The organism is Faecalibacter sp. (genome assembly GCF_057177045.1).
The window spans coordinates 2,525,374-2,548,109 of sequence record NZ_CM169987.1 but is presented as its reverse complement, the minus strand read 5'-3'; the positions used below and the strand labels follow the sequence as shown (position 1 = coordinate 2,548,109).

Genomic DNA, 22,736 nt, shown 5'->3' with positions numbered 1-22,736 from the left:
ATAAAAAAATCGCTGTGGGTACAGCGATTGAAATATTTTTAAAAATTGTATCCAACTCGAAATCCTAAGTCAAGTGCTAACGCTGTAGTAGTAGATTGATAAGGATGATAGGTTTGATGCTCTGGATCAAAAGAATAATTTTCATCATCATAAAAAATTATACCTAATCCTGTATAAAATTCATAGAAAAAATTTGTTGAAAAAGAACGTTTTAAACCATAGTTTAACGTAATCATTCCTTGAGGATTTACAGATAAATTATCACTATTAGAATAGGTTAACCAATCGGGAGTATAAGTCCCTTTTAAAGCTAAGTAATTCCCTGAATTATTTTTTGTATTTTTATCTTTAGAAATTCTTCGATCAAAATTATAATAATACCTTCCTTCTAATGCTAAATTAGTTGTAAGGATATACTCAAAATCACTTCCGTAATAATCACTATTACTATATCTAAAACCGCCAGCATAGTCTAAAGTACCTAATGCAGTAAAATTTTCAGATAATGCTTTCTCATATTGTAATCCTACTCCTAAAATACTCACATTAACGTTAAATAAGTCCGTGGCTTTTTCTTGTGCAAATAACGTGGTTGAAAATAAGAATGTAAATAAAGTTTTTTTCATTTGTGTTAATTCATTGTTGTGCACAAATGTAAACTAATAATAGTATTAATCTAGAATTACTTTATAATCCACAAAATTGTATGGTTCTTCTTTGGATTGAGGTTCATTGATGATAAAATGAATGGAATCTTTGGCAAGAAAAAGAAAAGAATAACGATCCATCTTTTCATCACTTTCTTTAAATTCGAAATATTCATTTCCTTTTACACACCATAAACCTTGTTCTTCAGAATAAGTCACATTATCATCGGCATGAATTGTTTTAAAGCTAATCATAAAGGTTCCATCCTCTTTACGGTTTACGACCCAAGTGTTAGTTTCTCCTTTAAAAAATTTTCCGTGATCTGTACCTCTCCAAACACCAACAAATCGTTTGTCTCGATCTCCTGATCTAAAAAATGAAATATTTTTATCTTCTCCTTCTAATGTCCAGTTCACAATATCTAATTTATTTTTATTGATTAAAAAAAGCAGCCTGAGCTGCTTTTATTTTTTATCGTCCGATATACGTTTTTAAGATCTTTGATCTTGATGTATGTTTTAAGCGACGAATTGCTTTTTCTTTAATCTGACGTACACGCTCACGAGTTAAGTCAAATGTTTCACCAATTTCTTCTAGAGTCATTGGATGTTGACCGTTTAATCCGAAATATAAACGAATTAAATCTGCTTCACGAGGAGTTAACGTTTGTAAAGCACGTTCAATTTCTACACGTAAGGATTCCATCATTAATTGCATATCTGGAGATGGTGACTCACCGATGTTTAATACATCGTATAAGTTTGAATCTTCTCCTTCTACTAATGGAGCATCCATTGAGACGTGACGACCTGAGTTTTTCATCGACTCTTTTACATCACCTTCAGACATGTCTAATACTTCAGAAATTTCTTCTGCAGATGGGGCACGCTCATGCTCTTGCTCTAATAATGCGTATGCTTTATTAATTTTATTGATCGAACCAATTTTATTTAAAGGTAAACGTACGATACGAGATTGTTCTGCTAACGCTTGTAAGATTGATTGACGAATCCACCATACGGCATATGAAATGAATTTGAAACCACGCGTTTCATCGAAACGCTGAGCAGCTTTAATTAAACCTAAATTTCCTTCGTTGATTAAGTCAGGTAAGCTTAAACCTTGATTTTGGTATTGTTTTGCAACCGATACCACGAAACGTAAGTTTGCTTTTGTTAATTTTTCTAAGGCAACACGATCACCTGCTTTGATGCGCTGAGCTAATTCTACTTCTTCCTCCGCCGTAATTAAGTCTACTTTACCAATTTCTTGTAAATATTTGTCCAACGACGCAGTTTCACGATTCGTTACCTGCTTTGTAATTTTAAGCTGTCTCATTTAACTAAAAACCTCCTAATTTATATGAATGATTGTTTGAATATAAGCCCTTTCGAACAGGCCTACATTATTATATACGAAGGAAAACTCAAAAGGTTACAAAAAATTGTAAAGTTTTTGATATTTAATCCCTTAAAAATTCGTAAATCATCTGTGCAGCAAGTTTAGATGTTTGATTATCACGATCAAATGTAGGATTTGTTTCTACTACATCCATTACTTTCACTTTGTCAGATTTTTTTAATAATTTTAATAGGTATTTAACTTGGAATGGAGTAAGTCCATTAATTGTCGTTGCACTCACTCCTGGTGCATACGCCACATCAAAAACATCCATATCAAGTGAAAGATAAATGGCATCAAAAGATTCAATTACTTGTTTCAATTCTTCTAAAACACGATTAAAATTTGCATGAAGTTCATCTGCTAAAATATAATTGACCTTTAATTGTTCTGCACGTTGAAATAACGCTTTTGTATTTCCTAATTCTTGTATACCCAATACCAAATAATTAAACTCAATACCATTTGCTGCTGCATTTTTATACATTTCATAAAATGGTGTTCCAGAAGATGAAATCGGATTAGGCGTTCTTAAATCAAAATGAGCATCTAAATTAATCACCAAACTATTTGTTGGAAATTTGTTTATAAAACCTAGATAATTTCCCAGTGCCGTTTCATGCCCACCACCGATAACAATGGGTTGTAAATTCTGACTCATTAATTCAGAAATCTTTTCAATTTGAATTTCTCGGCAATGTTCTAAATCAGAATCAACTTTAATATTTCCGGCATCATATAAGGATAGATCCGTAAAGTGTACAGGCAAATTTGCTAAAGCTTTGCGGATGAAATTTGGAGCATCTTTTGCACCTAAACGACCTTTGTTTCTTTCCACCCCCTCTTCAGAACAAAATCCAAGAATAACTTTACCCTTTTTTTGGTTTTGATATTCTTTTATAATTTGATGAATACGCAAACCTAATTCACCATCTTCAGAGTCTATTCTTCCAGTCCACCAATTTTGATCATACGAATCGTAATGCATTATTTATAAAATTTAGGTAATGATAAATTAAATTTAAAGGCAATAATTCGAATTACTGCAATCAAACTACCTGAAATTAAGAAATTAATATTACGATCTAAACCAAAATCGTCTAAAATAATATAGATAATTCCTCCTGCAATACATGCCGTAGCATAAATTTCTTGGACAAAAATAGTAGGTGTTTTATTAATCATGGTATCACGAATAACTCCTCCCATAACGGCTGTAAACATTCCCATCATTACAGAAATAAAGTTATTTGCACCTAAGGATTGGGCTTTTTCTAAACCTACAATTGTAAATAATGCTATTCCTAATGTATCAAACAACATTAATGTTGTTTTTAATTTTGAGAATTGTTTATAAAATAGACCTGTTAATAAAATACCTGCAAATATCGTATATACAATATACATATCTTTAAACCATACCAATGGATAACTACCTAAGAATAGATCACGTAAAGTACCACCTCCAATGGCTGTGATAAATGCAATGAAAGTAATTCCAAACCAATCATGTTTTTGTCGCTCATCACCGGCTAATGCTCCTGAAATAGCAAAAGCTAAAGTTCCTATTAATTCGAAGATATATTGTATTTGCATCATTTTTAGATAAAGGGCGACAAAGATGCCAAAATTTGTTGAATAATAAAATTAAATAAATTCCTTTAACAATAAAAAAGTGACGCATTTAGCTTCACATTAACATTTATAGCATTTAATGACTTTTAAATTTTGGTATGGATAAATTATATCGTAAAGCTAATAATCGAATGGTTACAATAACAGACCCAGAAACAAAGAAGTTAATCGTACGTTCAACATTTAATAATTCTAATATCACATACAAGATTGCTCCTGCTAAACATGCTGAGGCGTATATTTCTTTACGAAATACAATGGGCAATTCATTAATCATCATATCTCGAATAACACCACCCATAATGGCTGTAAACATCCCCATAATAATCGCAACTACCGGACTTACTCCTAATCCTAATGCTTTCTCAACACCAACTATTGTAAATAGTGCAATACCCAATGTATCAAATAACATAAATGTTTTTCTTAATTTTAAAAAGAAATCATAGAATATTGCAGCTAAAATAATTCCTGCTGCTACGGCATATAGAATATTCACATCTTTAATCCACATAATGGGATAAGCACCTAACAATACATCACGAATTGTTCCCCCTCCAAGAGAGGTTATAAATGCGGTAAATGTTACTCCAAACCAATCTTTACCTGATTTTTCATCTGCAGCTAATGCCCCTGATATCCCATAAAAAATAACTCCAAAAATCTCGAAGTAATATTGAATTTCCATTAAATAATTTAGAAGTTTAGATTGACAAAATTATAAAACATAATTTCGAAACGATAAAATTCAAATAGTTTTATTCTTTTAATTTAATGATATCTGAAGGAATAATTACTACATCTAGTGGATTTTAATGAATATTATTTGAATGAATACTGATATTAAAATATAAGACCAAATGCAAAATGAAGAACTTCATCCTAAAATGATATAAAGTGTAAGACGTAAGACGAAGTTAGAACAAAAGTAAATTTTTCACTTTTCACTTTTAGTTATTCACTAATCTTTTTGCTCAAAATTATTTATTCACATACAAAAATCGGTCACTGAGGTTCTCGAAGTGCCGATTTCCTTTGTCTTCGAGAACCTCAGACACCGGAAATCTTTCATTCAGCACGAAACATTAGCAAAGTAAAGATTTAAAGCCTATAGCATAAAGCCCACAGCTTATAGCATAAAAAAATCCCCAACCAAATAAATGATTGAGGATTTAAATAAAGACTGGCGGCGACCTACTCTCCCGCAATAGCAGTACCATCGGCGCTGAAAGGCTTAACTTCTCTGTTCGGAATGGGAAGAGGTGAGCCCTTTCGCTATAACCACCCTAATTTCTTAGATATTTTTAATTAGGTTTGATTCCTAATCTATTTTTGACATTATTAGATAATTGAATACAAATACTCTTGCTTATACAATCCAGTATACAATTCAAATAAGATTAACTAACCTTCTCTATGACGGTTAAATTAATATTTGAAAAAGTTTATGGGTAATTAGTACTACTCGACTTTGACATCACTGCCTTTACATCTATAGCCTATCAACGTGGTAGTCTGCCACGACCCTTTAAAGAAGTCTAATCTTGCGGCGAGTTTCGCACTTATATGCTTTCAGTGCTTATCTCATCCAAACGTAGCTACTCAGCGGTGCACCTGGCGGCACAACTGATACACCAGAGGTTTGTTCAACACGGTCCTCTCGTACTAGAGTCAAGTCCGCTCAAACTTCTAACGATCACAACAGATAGAGACCGAACTGTCTCACGACGTTCTGAACCCAGCTCGCGTGCCACTTTAATGGGCGAACAGCCCAACCCTTGGGACCTTCTCCAGCCCCAGGATGTGACGAGCCGACATCGAGGTGCCGAACCTCCCCGTCGATGTGAGCTCTTGGGGGAGACTAGCCTGTTATCCCCGGAGTACCTTTTATCCTTTGAGCGATGGCCCTTCCATACGGAACCACCGGATCACTATGTCCTGCTTTCGCACCTGCTCGGCTTGTTGGCCTCACAGTCAAGCACCCTTATGCCATTACACTCTACGCACGGTTACCAAGCGTGCTGAGGGTACCTTTGAAAGCCTCCGTTACTCTTTTGGAGGCGACCACCCCAGTCAAACTACCCACCATGCACTGTCCTTCTATTCAGAAGTTAGGCTCCAAGTAAATAAAGGGTGGTATTTCAACAATGACTCCACAAATCCTAGCGAACCTGCTTCATAGTCTCCCACCTATCCTACACATTATTTACCCGAAGTCAATACAAAGCTATAGTAAAGGTTCACAGGGTCTTTTCGTCCCGTTGCGATTAACCGGCATCTTCACCGATACTACAATTTCACCGAGCTCATGGTTGAGACAGTGCCCAGATCGTTACACCATTCGTGCAGGTCGGAACTTACCCGACAAGGAATTTCGCTACCTTAGGACCGTTATAGTTACGGCCGCCGTTTACTGGGGCTTCAGTTAAGAGCTTCGCCGAAGCTAACCCCCTTCCTTAACCTTCCAGCACCGGGCAGGTGTCAGACCCTATACGTCATCTTTCGATTTTGCAGAGTCCTGTGTTTTTGATAAACAGTCGCCTGGGCCTTTTTACTGCGGCTGACTTACGCCAGCGACCTTTCTCCCGAAGTTACAGGTCTATTTTGCCTAATTCCTTAACCATGACTCACTCGAGCGCCTTAGGATACTCTCCTCGACCACCTGTGTCGGTTTACGGTACGGGCTGCACATCTCGCTATTTCTTGGAACAATTTTCAGAGGATTATCACGCCACCCGAAGGATTTGTGTACTATCCCTGCTTTACGCAGGTTCAACGTGCTATTCCGTCAGCACGCACCTCCTACAATCATTCGTCACTTTTATTGAGTGCAGGTACGGGAATATTAACCCGTTTGCCATCCACTACCCCGTTTGGGTTCGTGTTAGGACCCGACTAACCCTAAGCTGATTAGCATAGCTTAGGAAACCTTAGTCTTACGGCGAATAAGTTTCTCACTTATTTTATCGTTACTCATGCCTACATTTTCTTTTCTAAAAGCTCCACCACCCATTACCAGGTGACTTCTGCGCCGTTAGAATGCTCCCCTACCAGTCATACATAAGTATGAATCCATAGCTTCGGTAATATGCTTATGCCCGATTATTATCCATGCCGGATCGCTCGACTAGTGAGCTGTTACGCACTCGTTAAATGAATAGCTGCTTCCAAGCTAACATCCTAGCTGTCAATGCAATCCAACCGCGTTTTTTCAACTTAGCATATATTTGGGGACCTTAGCTGATGGTCTGGGTTCTTTCCCTCTCGGACATGGACCTTAGCACCCATGCCCTCACTGCCTAGAAACATATATTAGCATTCGGAGTTTGTCAGGAATTGGTAGGCGGTGAAGCCCCCGCATCCAATCAGTAGCTCTACCTCTAATATACTTCACTAAACGCTGCACCTAAATGCATTTCGGGGAGTACGAGCTATTTCCCAGTTTGATTGGCCTTTCACCCCTACCCACAGGTCATCCGAAGACTTTTCAACGTCAACCGGTTCGGTCCTCCACTTTGTGTTACCAAAGCTTCAACCTGCCCATGGGTAGATCACAAGGTTTCGCGTCTAATACCACTGACTCTATCGCCCTATTCAGACTCGCTTTCGCTTCGGCTCCGTACCTGAAGTACTTAACCTTGCCAGTGACATTAACTCGTAGGCTCATTATGCAAAAGGCACGCCGTCACCCCGTAGGGCTCCGACCGCTTGTAGGCGTACGGTTTCAGGTTCTATTTCAACTATCTATTCGATATGCTTTTCACCTTTCCTTCACAGTACTAGTTCACTATCGGTCTTTGAGGAGTATTTAGCCTTGGAAGATGGTCCTCCCATATTCGGACAGAATTTCTCGTGTTCCGCCTTACTCGTTATCAACCTTATAACACTTTCGCTTACAGGACTATCACCCTCTTCGGTTAACCTTTCCAGGTTATTCTGCTAGCATTATAAAGTCTTTAGGGCTAATCCGCGTTCGCTCGCCACTACTTACGGAATCTCAATTGATTTCTTTTCCTATTGGTACTTAGATGTTTCAGTTCCCAACGTTCGCTCTCTAATAAATTAGAGTGACATGTCTTCAACATGCCGGGTTGTCCCATTCGGAAATCTACGGATTAATGCGTATGTGCCGCTCCCCGTAGCTTATCGCAGCTTATCACGTCCTTCATCGCCTCTCAAAGCCTAGGCATCCGCCGTACGCCCTTAGTAACTTTTTTCATAATTTAACCGTCATAATAATGAGCGGTTATGTTAATCTTACTCGTTTTTGTTTAATTGTATACCTTCAATTTGCCGAATTAAATCGTTTAATTATTTAATTCTATATTGCTTTGATTAATTTCTTAATCTCTGTTTGATTGTATGTCGTTAACAATTTCTTGTTATCTTTTTCTAATAATGTCAATGAACTCTTCTTGTCCGTTAGGACTTCGTGGAGAATATCGGAGTCGAACCGATGACCTCTTGCGTGCAAGGCAAGCGCTCTAGCCAGCTGAGCTAATCCCCCTCTTTTTACGTATTACGTACGACGTTAAAACGTTTTACGTTGTAGTCTCAGGCAGACTCGAACTGCCGACCTCTACATTATCAGTGTAGCGCTCTAACCAGCTGAGCTATGAGACTCTTTAATACTCTTAAAGAGTGGTCTTTGTAATATATGTTTTTGAAATCAATTTTGACAGTAAATAAAACCGAATAAAGGTCAATCTTCTAATTTAATAGAAGAAAATTCGTCGTTCTCTAAAAATGAGATGTTCCAGCCGCACCTTCCGGTACGGCTACCTTGTTACGACTTAGCCCTAGTTACCAGTTTTACCCTAGGCAGCTCCTGTTACGGTCACCGACTTCAGGTACCCCCAGCTTCCATGGCTTGACGGGCGGTGTGTACAAGGCCCGGGAACGTATTCACCGCATCATGGCTGATATGCGATTACTAGCGATTCCAGCTTCATAGAGTCGAGTTGCAGACTCCAATCCGAACTGAGATAAGTTTTCGAGATTCGCATCCTGTCGCCAGGTAGCTGCCCTCTGTACTTACCATTGTAGCACGTGTGTAGCCCAAGACGTAAGGGCCGTGATGACTTGACGTCGTCCCCACCTTCCTCTCAACTTGCGTTGGCAGTCTCATTAGAGTCCCCGTCTTTAAACGCTGGCAACTAATGATAGGGGTTGCGCTCGTTGCAGGACTTAACCTAACACCTCACGGCACGAGCTGACGACAGCCATGCAGCACCTTGCATTCTGTCCGAAGAAATATCTGTTTCCAAATACGTCATTATGCATTTAAGCCTTGGTAAGGTTCCTCGCGTATCATCGAATTAAACCACATGCTCCACCGCTTGTGCGGGCCCCCGTCAATTCCTTTGAGTTTCATTCTTGCGAACGTACTCCCCAGGTGGGATACTTATAACTTTCGCTTAGCCACTGAACTTGCGCCCAACAGCAAGTATCCATCGTTTACGGCGTGGACTACCAGGGTATCTAATCCTGTTCGCTCCCCACGCTTTCGTCCATCAGCGTCAGTTGAGGCTTAGTGACCTGCCTTCGCAATTGGTGTTCTGCGTAATATCTAAGCATTTCACCGCTACACTACACATTCCAGCCACTGCAACCTCACTCAAGACCAACAGTATCAATGGCAGTTCCATCGTTAAGCGATGGGCTTTCACCACTGACTTATTGGTCCGCCTACGGACCCTTTAAACCCAATAAATCCGGATAACGCTTGCACCCTCCGTATTACCGCGGCTGCTGGCACGGAGTTAGCCGGTGCTTATTCATATGGTACCTTCAGCTACTCACACGTGAGTAGGTTTATCCCCATATAAAAGAAGTTTACAACCCATAAGGCCGTCATCCTTCACGCGGGATGGCTGGATCAGGCTTTCACCCATTGTCCAATATTCCTCACTGCTGCCTCCCGTAGGAGTCTGGTCCGTGTCTCAGTACCAGTGTGGGGGTTCACCCTCTCAGGCCCCCTACAGATCATCGCCTTGGTGAGCCGTTACCTCACCAACTAGCTAATCTGACGCATGCCTATCCTACTGCGATAAATCTTTCAAGTATTACTGATGCCAGTCTCACTATTATAAGGTATTAATCCAAATTTCTCTGGGCTATCCCTTTCAGTAGGGCAAGTTACATACGCGTTACGCACCCGTGCGCCGGTCTCAAGATAGCAAGCTATCTCTACCCCTCGGCTTGCATGTGTTAAGCCTCCCGCTAGCGTTCATCCTGAGCCAGGATCAAACTCTCCATTGTAAATAATTTCTTTTAGCATTTCTGCTTATGTTTTACAACTTCGAATTTCCTTATGACTCTATTATTTAAGGATTGACCTAATTTATATTCGGCTTTTATTTCTTCTGTCTATATTGTAATTTCAAATGAACTTCTCAATTCAAGCAAACTTCTTTCGTTGTTTGCGGTTGCAAAGGTAATACTTATTTTTAAACTACAAAATCTTTTTTCAAAAATTTTTGAAGTTTTATTTTTTCAAGACTTTATTAAGAATAATCTTAATTTTTATCTCTCATTAATAAGTATACTTCTTCGCGATTTCAAGTTTTCAATACTACTCTTCTTTCGTATTGAGAGTGCAAATATAGGGGAAGTTTTTCCGAACTTCCAAATGATTTTGTGAATTATTTTCACTTTCATCCCTAACTCACTGAACCTCGGTGAAATATTTTTTTTTATCTTAATAATATATCATTATTTAGATGATTATTTACTAAATAAAAAAGCGGTTAAGAAAAACTTAACCGCTTTATTTATGAAAAATACGTTTAGTATTTCGCTGAATTCATAATTACAGGATTAATAATACCTTGATTACAATTATTAAAGTCAACTCTTAAATACTGAGGCTCTCCATAATCACACCCTTTCCTTACAGCTTGTAATTTAATTAACATTTTACCGTCGTATAATTCTCCAGTAAATAATTGTGATAATTCTAAATTAAAATAAGCTTTCAATTCGTTATCTAAATCTATGCTATTAAATACTGTTGAATCAATACCAAAACTCGTTAATTCTTCTGGAGTTAAATCTACGATTTCTTCTATAGGATAAATTTTTCGTCCTTTATAATCTAAAAAATCTGAACCATCTTCATTCTTATAATTTTCTGTTCCAAATTTGCTTACTCGAGCTAATGAAAGCTTATAAGTCGTACAAAAATCTGGTTTCTCTATAATTATAGGTTCTGCTGCACATATTTCGGTTACATCTTTAGGATCTTGTTGAGTACTAAAAGCTAATAATGGGTTAATTCTAATATCATGGATATGAATACCATCACCTAAATTTACAGATACTGTATTAAACTGTTGTAACTCAACTTCATCATATATAAAATTAACTGGTCGAGATAAAATTGCTCTTCGTTTATCCTTAAAATTAAATAATCCAATATCTAAAACTCTAAATTTTTCTAAAAGCTCTTCCCCTACTTTTGCTCCTTTATTATAATAAACAATTTTAAAATTTCCTAATTGAAGTAAGCTCAAATTAAGAACATTAATATTCGGATAAGCTAATGTTATCTGAACTTGATCCCCGGGACGTGCCGCTTGTCTTAATTTAGCTCTTAAAAATTGTTTATTTAACACCCCTGCTGTTGCATTAAATAAGGTATAACTATCATAGTCATCGTCTATAGAATAATAAGGAAAAACTACAGATGATAAAGAAGATGCAACATTTAACACCTCAGAATAATTTCCCCAAAATGCATCTTCTGCCGATCTATTTAATTTAATATTCTGATTTTCAATTTTATCAGACCCTGACTTGACGTAAGATGCATCAACATCACGTTGATTGTCTGGATATTGTAACGATGAAGGTGGTGATACAATAATATCAGAATTAATTAAAGTACAATAATCGTCATTATTTGTAATTGTTTCTTCCTCTTCAATATAAGCATAAAATACTGATGCTAAATCTGCTACTCCGATTAATGATCCTAATTGAATACGTACACCATTAAATTCTACAGGTGATCCTGATGTAGTTGATGGAATAAAAGAATATTCAAATACATTATCACCTTTTAAAGCATCTAAAACACCTCCTTTAACCCCGTAGGTTGCACCTACTAAGTTTGGATTTACCCTTAAATTATTTACTGCTCTATCTTCTTTAATTGCTCTAACCGATAGCCCTCCTGCAACTTTTAAACCTGAATATTGTTCTCCTAATTTAATTACTACTTTTTTATTTTTTAGATTTAATAAATTTCCTGATTCATCTGTAAAATATAAATCTACCCCAACAGTACCTATACCTAATAGTACTACTCCACCAGTAAGTGTTGCAGCGTTAGCTCTATTTATACGAATTTCTCCATTGTAATCTTGAGGTATAGCTTGTTCTGGATTGGCAACACCGCTTAATCCTGAAATCCAAGACTTAACATGTGTTGCAAATGTTCTTTTAGTATATACATTACATTTTCTTACATCATATACAGTTATAACAACAGTTTGAGATACTTCACATCCCACAACAGGCGCTCCATCAATTGATTTAGCAGTTAATGTAAAACGATGTTCTCCTTCAGAAAGGGCTAAAGTAGGAGGTGTATTCCCTAAATTCTCTCCATTTTGATCATAATAAGTAAGCTCTACATTATTATTTGAATTGGTCCCGTTTACAGAAATTAATCCTTGCGGTAAAGTATATGTTACAGGCAACAAATCTCCATCTTCAGAATAACTTTGACCTGCTACTATAAATGAATTAACGTTATTTGGTAAAGAAAGATCCAATTTATAAGGCTCAACTGTGATTATATTAGACACAGAATTTAGTTCTTCAGATTCTGTATTATAAACAAAACGTCTAATTATAGTTTTCTCTGTAATATTAGGAATTGTAACATTATCTGTGTTAGAGAAAACTTTATCTGGTTTTTGTTCATTTTCTGAATCTAAATCTTTTAAAAATTCCCAATTTATGCCATTATCTCTACTTACTTCATATTTATATCTTAATCCAGATCCTGCCCCTTGTACATTAGAAGATGCTGATGTTTTATTTGATATTATAACACTCCCATTATAACAAGTATATTTTGATGTTGGTCCGTTAGAATTGTCGAAAGCAATCTCACCTGGATTTGGTGAATTAAAAATTTTTAAATTATATGAATTATTCAAAAGATTTACAGGATTAGAATATTCTAGATTAAAATTGATTGTTCTAATTTGATTATCTCCTACATTAAGCCTACCAAATCCCTTTTCTTTTTTGAATTTGGCTTCATAAAATTCACCAGGATTAATTGTTATATTATTATTTAGTTTAAAGAAGTGATCTCTACTTGTGTCGATTCTATAATCATCTGAGTGAGTAAATTGTCCATAACTATTTGTAAATGCTAGAATAATTTTATTTGATAACTCACCTGAATAACTTGTGTATGGTAAATTAAAAGATACTTTAATATTATTACCATTTGAGATTATTGGATTCTTCCCAACATTCGTTACTCTTATAGTGAAAACATTATCTTCTACGAAAGTTTTTTCATTTTGAACAAAAACCATTAAAGACAAATCGTTATCTACCAAATCGATATTAAGATTTTCAATAGATGAATTATTTTCAAAATAATTTTCTGAAACATTTAGCCCAGTTACTTCAGTTTTAGATAAAATTTTATTTTCAATAATAGCATTTAATTTTAAGCTAATAGTCAATTTTAAACTACCCTCAGCTGGAATTGTAACCGTACCAATCAAATTATTATCTTCATTTACTGTCAAATAATTAGAACTTAACGTAATTTCTTCATTAGATTTAATCTGCTTAATATCCCACGAATTGAATTCTACTATATTTTTATCTAGAATTAAAACATTTTCTGTATTTAATAACGCCTCATTTATTCTTACTAAAGCATCTTTATTAGAAGAATTAGAAATTTCAATAACATAATTTAAAATTTCACCATTTTTTCTTGACTCAGAATTATTAGTTTTATTAATAGATAAAACATCTTGTTTTTCTTGAAAAGAAAATGAATTATTCTTACAGAACCCATCAACACAAACTTTATAGTCAAACATCATTTGAGGCCTAGAAGTTACGATAGATGGATCCACTGTAACTATACCTGTTTGAGTATTTAACGAAACCCCATTAGTCCAGTTACCTACAGTTTCAATTGAAGCACCATTTGTACCTAAAACTATATTAGTCTCTAAACCATTTGAATTCATGTACTTATCATTTTCAATAATATTAAATGATTCGTGATTAACATTCCAAACAATATTATCAAACCCAAAAATGATATCTGGTTCAGCATATTTTATTTTAAAATAAGAATACTGATTGATTAAATTATATGAATTTTCATTTTTCCCTATCATTTTATGGAAAAAATCAGAGTTACTTACATTAGCTGACACATTAATTTGAAGCAAAACGAGTAAACAACTAAGGAAGTATTGAATATATTTATACATACTATAAGATGTTTATTTTACTTAACCTTTAAAACAATATTCATAAAAGAACCATTTCTAATTATTTTATTTGGATCTACTTGATAACTCAAAATTCCTTCAGGAGAAATTGATGTGTTTAAAAACAATGATTCATCTATAAAAGTTACATAATATTCATACTTATCACTAGAAGAAACGAAACCACATAGTCCTTTACTTGGATTTACATTACAGTCTAAATTTTGAATTTCAGAACTTGATAATGCTGAAGATGCTACGGGTTTTAAAAATTGCTCTTTAAAAATATTATATAAGTCTACCGTAAATATCGTTTGATCACCTTGAGTTACAGTAAAATTAGCATTATTCTCATCTGTAATTCTAGCATCATCAATTCTTGTAGGCAATGCTACAGAGGGCATATAAAAGAATTTAGACGATGAATCCATACGTTCCCAAATTCCTTCAATATTATCTCCTTCTGGGTGAGAATAATAAAAATATCCTGGAGAAGTAACTTTAACAGTTTTTCCAGCAGGAGCAGAATCCGCTTCAGTAACATATACAATTGCACCATTTTGAGCAGTTGTATATAAGTCATTTTTTGCTCTTAATTGATTTCCAGTAATACGAGGCGCAATAACTCCATCAATAACATTGTTATCATCCCCTTGTCCAATAATATCTAATGTTGCTTGAGGTGTATCGGTACCAATACCAACCTGAGCTTGCGCTAATGTAAAAGACATAGCGAATGCTACACCTAGTAAATATTTTTTCATGAAATTTAAAATTAATTAACCGGTGCGAAGATAGGACTTCTCTGAAAAATAAAAAGACCTAAAACATTAAAAATTAGCCAGAAATAATATTTCTCATAAAATATTCAACAACTATTAAACAAGTTGAATCGTTATAAGAATAGAATTTCTGACTATTTCTATTGATTTATACAAAAAGAAAGATTAAACGCTATTGTTTTTTACGCTTTTAATCTATTTATTTTATGAATAATTAAAGCACTTCTGCAACTACAAATGTTGATCCTCCGATGTAGATCATATCATTTTCTTCTGCTGCTGCTTTCGCAGCAGTGAGCGCTTTTTCAACCGAATCAAAATAATGGATATCTTTCAATTCTTTCGGTACAACCATTCGCAAATCATCGATGGGTAATCGACGAGGCACATCTGGTTCACAGAAATAATAGGTTGCCATTTTTGGGAAGAAGGATAAACTTTGCTGCACATCTTTATCATTAACAAAACCTAAAACTAAGTGCAAATGATTATAAGCTTGTTCATTAATTTGGTTGGCGACTTCAATTAATCCATGCGGATTATGAGCAGTGTCAGCAACAATTAATGGATGTTGACCTAAAACATCCCATCGACCTCTCAAATTTGTATTTTTTACCACATTCAAAAGTCCATTCGAAATGTTAGACGCTGTAATATTCCACCCTTGTGCTTGAAGTTGTTCCACAGCTGTTAAAACTGTACGTCTATTTTTTACTTGATAAGATCCTTTTAAATCAGATGGTAAATCTTGGAAGAACTTTTCTTCGGCGAATATAATTTCTGAATGTCGTTGAGCAGCTATTTCAGAAAATACTTTTTTTGTTTCCATTGTTGTTTCTCCAATAACAACAGGTGTATTCGATTTTATAATTCCTGCTTTCTCGAAAGCGATTTGCGCTAAAGTATCTCCCAAGAATTGAGTATGTTCTAAAGCAATATTGGTAATTACTGATAATTCAGGTAAAATAATATTCGTTGAATCTAATCGTCCACCTAATCCGGTTTCAATGACTGCGATATCAACTTGTTGCTGAGCGAAATATTCAAATCCCATTGCAATAGCAATTTCAAAAAATGAAGCGCCTTGGTCTAAAATTTTTTGTTCATGCTGAGCCACAAAATCTACAATAAATTCTTCTTCACACATCATTCCGTTAATACGAATTCGTTCCCGAAAATCTTTCAAATGTGGAGAAGTTGTTAAACCGACTTTATATCCTGCTTCCTGTAAAATGGATGCCAACATATGAGATGTACTTCCTTTACCATTTGTTCCAGCAATATGTATCGATTTGAATTTCTGCTGTGGATTTCCCAAGTATTCACATAATGCCGTAATATTGGTTAAGTCTTTTTTCATTGCAGAAGCGCCTACACGCTGAAACATTGGTAAATTAGAAAATAGCCAATCAATAGTTTCTTGATATGTTCTCATTGTTCATAATATTTATACGAAGATACGGAGGGATAAAATAAAAGTCGATTTCTTCCTAAGAAAAAATCGACTTTATCATATTTCATAATTCATTTAATCCGAATAATCTTGACGTTGCGTTAATGTCGTCTTCAGATAAAAGAACCCTAACAACGCTGCGGTTACAGATGCAACCAAAATCATCAATTTGGCTTCGTTGATATACGCCGGATCTTTAAATGCCAACATCGACACAAATATCGACATGGTAAATCCAATCCCTCCTAACATACCAACTCCAAAAACACGTTTAAAATTCACTGCTGTAGGAAGTTCACATAATCCCATTTTCACAGCTATCCATGTCATTAAAGTAATTCCCAAAGGTTTTCCAATTACTAACCCTAAGAATATCCCTGTTGCTAATGGTAAACTAAAATGTGAAAAACCACCTCCTTCTATTGTAATGGCTGTATTCGCTAAAGCGAATAAAGGTAAAATGATAAATGCAACTGGTATATGTAATGCTTCTTGAACTTTATAAGAAAGAGATTTAGAATCATCTTTATCAAAAGGAATGGTAAATGCAACTAATACTCCTGCTATTGTGGCATGAATTCCTGAGTGCAACATAAACCACCATACAATAATTCCTCCAATAATATAAGGAACGATTGATTTCACCTTCAATTTATTCATCACTCCAAGTACCGCCAAGACAGCTATTGCTATCCCAAATTGTGTAAAATCCAATGGGAGTTCTGGATTAGGATAGAATAAAGCAATAACCACTATTGCACCTAAATCATCAATTACAGCTAATGCTGTTAAAAATATTTTTAAAGAAAGAGGGACACGTTTCCCAAGCATCGTAATAATTGCTACGGCAAACGCAATATCAGTAGCCATAGGAATTCCAAATCCATTAATGGTATCTGTTCCCATATTAATGGTTGCAAAAATTCCTGCTGGAACCAACATTCCACCTAATGCAGCAAAAATGGGCAAAATCGCCTTTTTTATATTCGAAAGTTCTCCAACAAATATTTCTCGCTTAAGCTCAAGTCCGATTAGAAAAAAGAAAATCGCCATTAACCCATCGTTGATCCAATGAGCAAAAGAGTGACCAAATACATCCAAATGCCAAAGACTTTGATAGGACTCCGCAAATAGGGAATTGGCTACGATTAATGAAAAAATTGTACAGAAAATTAATGTTATACCACCTGATGTTTGGCTGTGAAAGAATTTTTGAAACAGTTTAGAAACCATCTTTTATAAATTGAATTTGCAGTAAAATTACAGAAGTTCAATTTTGTATACCAAATATTCCATAATGAAATGTTTTAAATATGCAGAATTAAAGTCTAAAGACGCATTTTATTATTTAATCTTCATTGCAATATTCTTAATCATTCTATAGGTTCATAAACTATTCCAGACGAATGATCTTTTATTGCTCCAGTAACCGATGCCAAACAATTTACTTTTCCTAAATATCTGCGATAGCCTAAATAAGCAAAAATCAAGGCTTCCTTAAAATCGATTAAATTATCATTTGGAATGATTAATTCAGTATTTGATTTCGATTTTAAAACGTTGAATAAGAATTGATTTCGAACTCCACCTCCAGTTATCAACACCTTGTTGATATCATATTCCTTGAAGGTATTATTTAATTGATGAACCATATGTTCAACACAGCTAAATAGCTTATCTTCAATGCATAAATCATACTTTTCAACAATTGTTAAAAACTCTTTTTCTACCCATTCAAAACCTAAAGATTTTGGATAAGATTGGTGATAGAACGCTAATTGATTCAATTCTTCCACAAGACTTTGATTGATTTTACCTGTGGAAGCGATTTGACCATCTTTATCATAATCCAATCCCAATTGATTCGCATAATGATTTAATATTATATTAATCGGACATATATCAAAAGCGATTCGTTTTCCATTACGATTCATCGAAATATTCGAAAACCCTCCCAAATTCAAACAAGCATCGTATTCATTAAATAATAATTCATCGCCAATCGGAACCAAAGGTGCTCCTTGTCCACCTAAAATTACATCTTGTGTACGGAAATCACAAATCACACGTTGCTGACATTTGGAAGAAATGGCCGCGCCATTTCCAATTTGTAATGTAAAATTTTTATCCGGTTGATGAAAAATCGTTTGTCCGTGCGAGGCTACAAAATCTAAATGTTCGATGTGGTATTTATCCACAAACAATTTGACTTGTTCCCCTAAATAATACCCAAACTGTACATCCAATTCGCACAATTGCATCGCCGATAATTGATACGCATCCTTCAATTGATTTTTCATTGCTGAAGAATAATTGATTCCTTCTGTTTGTAGAATTTCGAACGAAGTATCCGAATCAAATCGAACATAACAAATATCTAATCCGTCCAAAGAAGTGCCGGACATTAAACCAATGCAGTAAATGGGATTTTTCATACCGCTAATTTAGGGATTTTTGAGAAGGAGATATCATTCGTTATTTCGAGTAAAAATCTTTGATTTTTATGTCAAGAACTTAGACAAATTCCCGTTTTACTTCTCGATACAAATTTTCTGCAGAGCATTTCGAAAATTCACTCGAAGTGACGGAACTTAGAACAAAATTAAAAATCACAACCAAGGAAAACACCCAAAAAATAATAAACGCCTTCTTTTTTTGAATTTAAAATAAAAGATAAAAATCTTATCTTTGGTTGCATAAATTACAAACAAACATAAAATGGCACAAGACATTATCTTTGATTTGATCGAAGACGAAAAAGAAAGACAATTAAACGGAATAGAATTAATCGCATCAGAAAACTTTGTATCTGAAAATGTGATGCGTGCAATGGGTTCAGTTTTAACAAATAAATACGCAGAAGGTTACCCAGGAAAAAGATATTATGGAGGTTGTGAAGTGGTTGATCAAATCGAAACAATTGCCATTGAAAGAATCAAAGCTTTATTTAATGCAGAATATGCAAACGTACAACCACACTCTGGTTCTCAAGCCAATGCTGCCGTTTATTTAGCATGTTTAAAACCAGGGGATAAAATCTTAGGATTTGACTTATCTCACGGTGGACACTTAACACACGGTTCTCCTGTAAACTTCTCGGGAATGACCTATCAAACTTCTTTCTACGGTGTAGATAAAGAAACTGGTCGTATCGATTATGAAGCAATGGCTGAAACAGCTCGCAAAGAAAAACCTCAATTAATCATTTGTGGTGCTTCTGCTTACTCACGCGATATTGATTATGCCAAATTCCGTGAAGTAGCAGACGAAGTTGGTGCATTATTATTAGCAGACGTTTCTCACCCTGCTGGTTTAATCGCTCGTGGAATCTTAAATGACCCAATGCCTCACTGTCACATCGTAACAACAACAACACACAAAACATTACGTGGACCTCGTGGTGGAGTTATTATGATGGGGAAAGATTTCGAAAACCCTTGGGGATACAAAACGCCAAAAGGTGAAGTAAAAATGATGTCTCAATTATTAAATGCTGCTGTTTTCCCAGGAACACAAGGTGGACCATTAGAGCACGTGATTGGAGCAAAAGCAGTTGCTTTCGAAGAAGCTTTATCGGATGGATACATGGAGTATATTTTACAAGTGGTTAAAAATGCAAAAGCTTTAGCAGATGCGTTAGTAGCTAAAGGATACGATATTGTTTCTGGAGGAACAGATAACCACTGTATGTTAATTGACTTACGTAACAAAGGAATTTCTGGTAAACAAGCTGAAAACGCTTTAGTAGAAGCTGAAATTACGTGTAACAAGAATATGGTTCCTTTTGATGACAAATCACCTTTCGTAACTTCTGGTATCCGTTTAGGAACTGCTGCGGTAACAACTCGTGGTTTAGTAGAAGCAGATATGCAAACGGTTGCTGATTTCATCGACGAAGTATTAATGAACATCGATAACGAGGAAATTATTGATGCCGTTGCAGACAAAGTCAATGAATTTATGGCGGATCGTCCATTATTTCAAATGAATTAATTTACTAATTTATTAGTCATTAAATAATAGTATATAGAAAGTCCTAAGCACTGCTTAGGACTTTTTATTTTCACAAGTATTGACCAATTCGACATCGAATTCATTAACGACTTGTTTCCCCCATTCCATTAAATGTTCCAAGACGGGTATAAAACTTTTACCCAATTCGGTTAAACCATACATTACTTTTAAGGGTGGTTTATCTCCATAAACTTCGCGGTAAACCAAACCATCAGCTTCCAACTGTTTCAATTGTAAACTTAACGTACGTTCTGTCACATCTGGTAATTCCTTTCTTAATGCATGGTAACGTTTTTCTCCATCCATCAAATGAGCCAAAATAACCGTTTTCCATTTTCCGCCTACCATATCCATGGCTAAACTAATCGCACAAGGATATGTTTTCCCTACAATACGAGATGATGTATCAATCATAATACTTTCGACTATCCAATTGGATAGTTCTTGCGAAGGTAAACTTGCGGTACTAAATTTGCAACTATAAAAAGTATAGTTTAATGCAAAAAATAAATACAATCCTGCTGATGTTATTCACATTTATCTCAGGATTTGGACAAATCAATAATCAAAAGAATATGAAGGAGAAAATTTTATTTGTGATTACAAGTCACGAGGAAAAAGGAAATACAGGGGAAAAAACAGGTTACTACTTAGGAGAAGTAGCTCACCCTTGGAAAGTATTAGTGAATGCAGGATATGAAATCGATTTTGTGAGTCCGAAAGGTGGAGAATCTCCAATTGATGGATTCGATTTAGAAGATCCTATCAACAAAGAGTTTTATGAAAATGAATATTATCAGAACAAAATCAAAAACTCGATGAAACCGGAAGAGGTAAAACCAGAAGAATACCAATCGATTTTTTATGCAGGTGGACACGGAGCGGTTTGGGATTTTCCACAAAACGAAGCCATCGCTGCATTGGCTACAAAAATCTATGAAAACAACGGTATCGTTGCCGCTGTATGTCATGGACCAGCAGGTTTATTAAACATTAAACTTTCTAACGGCAAATACTTAATTGATGGAAAGAAAGTCAACGGGTTTACCAATGTAGAAGAAGAGGCAGTTGGTTTAACAGAAGTTGTTCCATTCTTGTTAGAAGATGAAATGAAAAAACGTGGTGGAATCTTCGAAGCGGTAGAACCTTGGCAACCTTATGTCGTAGTTGATCAACGTGTAATTACAGGACAAAATCCCCAATCCGCAACCAAAGTGGGCGAAGCAATGGTTGAAGCTTTAAAGTAAGAGGTATTAAATATTAGAAGTTAGAAAGTCCTGAGTTTTACTTGGGACTTTTTTTATGGTCCAATGCATAAGGTGGAAGGTGGAAGGCAAAATTACATATTGAAAATTTTATAATGCATAATCAAAAAAAAAGCAACCTCTGAATGAGATTGCTTTTTTAAAATATGTCGAATATTAAATTCTAATCTTACGCATTTAATGCTTCCGCACCACCAACGATCTCTAAGATCTCGTTTGTAATAGCAGCTTGACGAGCTTTGTTGTATTGAATTTTCAACGCTCTTTGTAACTCGCTTGCATTATCAGTTGCTTTATGCATTGCCGTCATACGTGCACCATGCTCAGAAGCGTTAGCATCTAAAACAGCTTTGTATAATTGCGTTTTTAACGTTTGAGGAATTAAATCATTTAAAATCTCTTCTTTCGATGGAGTGAAAATGTAATCTAATTCAGCTGCATTTTCTTCTGCCCCTTGTTCTAAAACTACAGGTAAGAATTGTTCGTCTTGAACGATTTGTACTGCCGCATTTTGGAATTGGTTGTATACGATACGAATTTGATCATATTTCCCTTCCTTAAATTGAGCTACTAATTCGTCAGCGATTTTTGCAACATCCGCAAAGTTTAAGTTATCCCATAAAGCCGATTCATTAGAAGCAACCATGCCAGTTTTTTTGTACGCTTCGTAAGCTTTCTTACCAATCGTAATTAACTCAACATTTTTACCTGCTAATTCACCTTCTAATAAAGCGTTAACTTTTTTAATAATACTAGAATTATATCCTCCACATAAACCACGGTTAGAGTTAATCGCTACTAAAAGTACGTTATTCACTTCACGTTGTTCTGTTAAAGCTCCTCCTACACCAGCATCTAAAGTAGAACTTACATTTTGTAAAAGTTCACGTAATTTATTTGCATATGGACGTAGTTGAACAATAGATTCTTGTGCACGATTCAATTTAGCAGCCGATACCATTTTCATAGCACTTGTAATCTGCATTGTTGAACCTACAGAAGTAATTCTACCACGGATTTCTTTTAAATTTGCCATATAACTTTATAAGTTGAA

15 protein-coding genes, 2 tRNA genes and 3 rRNA genes are annotated in these 22,736 nt (G+C 35.2%); 2 read left to right on the top strand and 18 right to left on the bottom strand.

The window, feature by feature from the left end:
- Positions 1-38: 38 nt before the first annotated feature.
- The 16 genes from AC1QSP_RS11865 to AC1QSP_RS11790 all read right to left on the bottom strand — a co-directional run bounded on the left by AC1QSP_RS11865 (position 39) and on the right by AC1QSP_RS11790 (position 18,838).
- Positions 39-626 carry a hypothetical protein gene (locus AC1QSP_RS11865; RefSeq protein WP_484078873.1) on the bottom strand — a complete coding sequence of 196 codons (588 nt, stop codon included), beginning with the start codon at positions 624-626 and terminating at the stop codon, positions 39-41.
- 45 nt (positions 627-671) lie between these two features.
- A complete protein-coding gene (locus tag AC1QSP_RS11860; protein ID WP_484078872.1) occupies positions 672-1,064 on the bottom strand; it encodes a hypothetical protein in 393 nt (130 codons plus the stop codon).
- A 55-nt stretch (positions 1,065-1,119) separates the two neighbouring features.
- Positions 1,120-1,986, bottom strand: a complete 867-nt coding sequence (locus AC1QSP_RS11855) for a sigma-70 family RNA polymerase sigma factor (protein WP_322971041.1) — start codon at positions 1,984-1,986, stop codon at positions 1,120-1,122.
- A gap of 124 nt (positions 1,987-2,110) precedes the next feature.
- Positions 2,111-3,037 carry a formimidoylglutamase gene (hutG, locus tag AC1QSP_RS11850; protein WP_484078871.1) on the bottom strand — a complete coding sequence of 309 codons (927 nt, stop codon included), beginning with the start codon at positions 3,035-3,037 and terminating at the stop codon, positions 2,111-2,113.
- Positions 3,037-3,648, bottom strand: coding sequence for a trimeric intracellular cation channel family protein (locus tag AC1QSP_RS11845; RefSeq protein WP_322971043.1), 612 nt, complete (start codon positions 3,646-3,648; stop codon positions 3,037-3,039). The genes hutG and AC1QSP_RS11845 overlap by 1 nt, the downstream gene beginning before the upstream one ends.
- Positions 3,649-3,760: 112 nt before the next feature.
- Entirely contained in the window at positions 3,761-4,372 is a 612-nt protein-coding gene (locus AC1QSP_RS11840; RefSeq protein ID WP_484078870.1) for a trimeric intracellular cation channel family protein, read from the bottom strand.
- A gap of 493 nt (positions 4,373-4,865) precedes the next feature.
- Positions 4,866-4,973 (bottom strand): 5S ribosomal RNA (gene rrf, locus AC1QSP_RS11835).
- A 146-nt stretch (positions 4,974-5,119) separates the two neighbouring features.
- Positions 5,120-7,901, bottom strand: a 23S ribosomal RNA gene (locus AC1QSP_RS11830).
- A gap of 216 nt (positions 7,902-8,117) precedes the next feature.
- Positions 8,118-8,191: transfer RNA gene (locus tag AC1QSP_RS11825), tRNA-Ala, on the bottom strand.
- Positions 8,192-8,233: 42 nt separating this feature from the next.
- Positions 8,234-8,307 (bottom strand) — tRNA-Ile (locus AC1QSP_RS11820).
- A 121-nt stretch (positions 8,308-8,428) separates the two neighbouring features.
- Positions 8,429-9,945, bottom strand: a 16S ribosomal RNA gene (locus AC1QSP_RS11815).
- The 16S, 23S and 5S rRNA genes sit together here with 2 tRNA genes alongside, the layout of an rRNA operon.
- 527 nt (positions 9,946-10,472) lie before the next feature.
- Positions 10,473-14,168, bottom strand: coding sequence for a hypothetical protein (locus AC1QSP_RS11810; RefSeq protein WP_484078869.1), 3,696 nt, complete (start codon positions 14,166-14,168; stop codon positions 10,473-10,475).
- Between the two features lie 17 nt (positions 14,169-14,185).
- The gene (locus tag AC1QSP_RS11805; protein WP_484078868.1) at positions 14,186-14,932 is read right to left on the bottom strand and encodes a hypothetical protein; all 747 of its coding nucleotides are present in this window, start codon (positions 14,930-14,932) and stop codon (positions 14,186-14,188) included.
- A 232-nt stretch (positions 14,933-15,164) separates the two neighbouring features.
- A complete protein-coding gene (locus AC1QSP_RS11800) occupies positions 15,165-16,385 on the bottom strand; it encodes a bifunctional folylpolyglutamate synthase/dihydrofolate synthase (RefSeq protein ID WP_484078867.1) in 1,221 nt (406 codons plus the stop codon).
- Between the two features lie 93 nt (positions 16,386-16,478).
- Entirely contained in the window at positions 16,479-17,636 is a 1,158-nt protein-coding gene (nhaA, locus tag AC1QSP_RS11795) for a Na+/H+ antiporter NhaA (RefSeq protein WP_484078866.1), read from the bottom strand.
- A 140-nt stretch (positions 17,637-17,776) separates the two neighbouring features.
- Positions 17,777-18,838 (bottom strand): anhydro-N-acetylmuramic acid kinase, encoded by a 1,062-nt coding sequence (locus AC1QSP_RS11790; RefSeq protein WP_484078865.1) that lies wholly within the window; start codon positions 18,836-18,838, stop codon positions 17,777-17,779.
- Between the two features lie 283 nt (positions 18,839-19,121).
- On the opposite strand from AC1QSP_RS11790, the gene glyA reads away from it, so the two are divergent.
- Positions 19,122-20,396, top strand: coding sequence for a serine hydroxymethyltransferase (glyA, locus tag AC1QSP_RS11785; RefSeq protein ID WP_484078864.1), 1,275 nt, complete (start codon positions 19,122-19,124; stop codon positions 20,394-20,396).
- A gap of 54 nt (positions 20,397-20,450) precedes the next feature.
- Here glyA and AC1QSP_RS11780 read toward each other — a convergent pair whose 3' ends face one another.
- Positions 20,451-20,831, bottom strand: a complete 381-nt coding sequence (locus AC1QSP_RS11780; RefSeq protein ID WP_484078863.1) for a winged helix-turn-helix transcriptional regulator — start codon at positions 20,829-20,831, stop codon at positions 20,451-20,453.
- Positions 20,832-20,914: 83 nt separating this feature from the next.
- Between AC1QSP_RS11780 and AC1QSP_RS11775 the strand changes: the two genes are divergently transcribed.
- On the top strand, positions 20,915-21,664 hold the full coding sequence (locus AC1QSP_RS11775) for a type 1 glutamine amidotransferase domain-containing protein (protein WP_484078862.1): 750 nt from the start codon (positions 20,915-20,917) through the stop codon (positions 21,662-21,664).
- Between the two features lie 187 nt (positions 21,665-21,851).
- Here AC1QSP_RS11775 and atpG read toward each other — a convergent pair whose 3' ends face one another.
- The gene (gene atpG / locus AC1QSP_RS11770; protein ID WP_484078861.1) at positions 21,852-22,718 is read right to left on the bottom strand and encodes an ATP synthase F1 subunit gamma; all 867 of its coding nucleotides are present in this window, start codon (positions 22,716-22,718) and stop codon (positions 21,852-21,854) included.
- Positions 22,719-22,736 lie beyond the last annotated feature (18 nt).

Coding starts and splice junctions, on each gene's coding strand:
- AC1QSP_RS11865 (WP_484078873.1), bottom strand. CDS start 626: ATGAAAAAAACTTTATTTACATTCTTATTTTCAACCACGTTATTTGCA.
- AC1QSP_RS11855 (WP_322971041.1), bottom strand. CDS start 1,986: ATGAGACAGCTTAAAATTACAAAGCAGGTAACGAATCGTGAAACTGCG.
- hutG (WP_484078871.1), bottom strand. CDS start 3,037: ATGCATTACGATTCGTATGATCAAAATTGGTGGACTGGAAGAATAGAC.
- AC1QSP_RS11845 (WP_322971043.1), bottom strand. CDS start 3,648: ATGATGCAAATACAATATATCTTCGAATTAATAGGAACTTTAGCTTTT.
- AC1QSP_RS11840 (WP_484078870.1), bottom strand. CDS start 4,372: ATGGAAATTCAATATTACTTCGAGATTTTTGGAGTTATTTTTTATGGG.
- AC1QSP_RS11810 (WP_484078869.1), bottom strand. CDS start 14,168: ATGTATAAATATATTCAATACTTCCTTAGTTGTTTACTCGTTTTGCTT.
- AC1QSP_RS11805 (WP_484078868.1), bottom strand. CDS start 14,932: ATGAAAAAATATTTACTAGGTGTAGCATTCGCTATGTCTTTTACATTA.
- AC1QSP_RS11800 (WP_484078867.1), bottom strand. CDS start 16,385: ATGAGAACATATCAAGAAACTATTGATTGGCTATTTTCTAATTTACCA.
- nhaA (WP_484078866.1), bottom strand. CDS start 17,636: ATGGTTTCTAAACTGTTTCAAAAATTCTTTCACAGCCAAACATCAGGT.
- AC1QSP_RS11790 (WP_484078865.1), bottom strand. CDS start 18,838: ATGAAAAATCCCATTTACTGCATTGGTTTAATGTCCGGCACTTCTTTG.
- glyA (WP_484078864.1), top strand. CDS start 19,122: ATGGCACAAGACATTATCTTTGATTTGATCGAAGACGAAAAAGAAAGA.
- AC1QSP_RS11780 (WP_484078863.1), bottom strand. CDS start 20,831: ATGATTGATACATCATCTCGTATTGTAGGGAAAACATATCCTTGTGCG.
- AC1QSP_RS11775 (WP_484078862.1), top strand. CDS start 20,915: ATGCAAAAAATAAATACAATCCTGCTGATGTTATTCACATTTATCTCA.
- atpG (WP_484078861.1), bottom strand. CDS start 22,718: ATGGCAAATTTAAAAGAAATCCGTGGTAGAATTACTTCTGTAGGTTCA.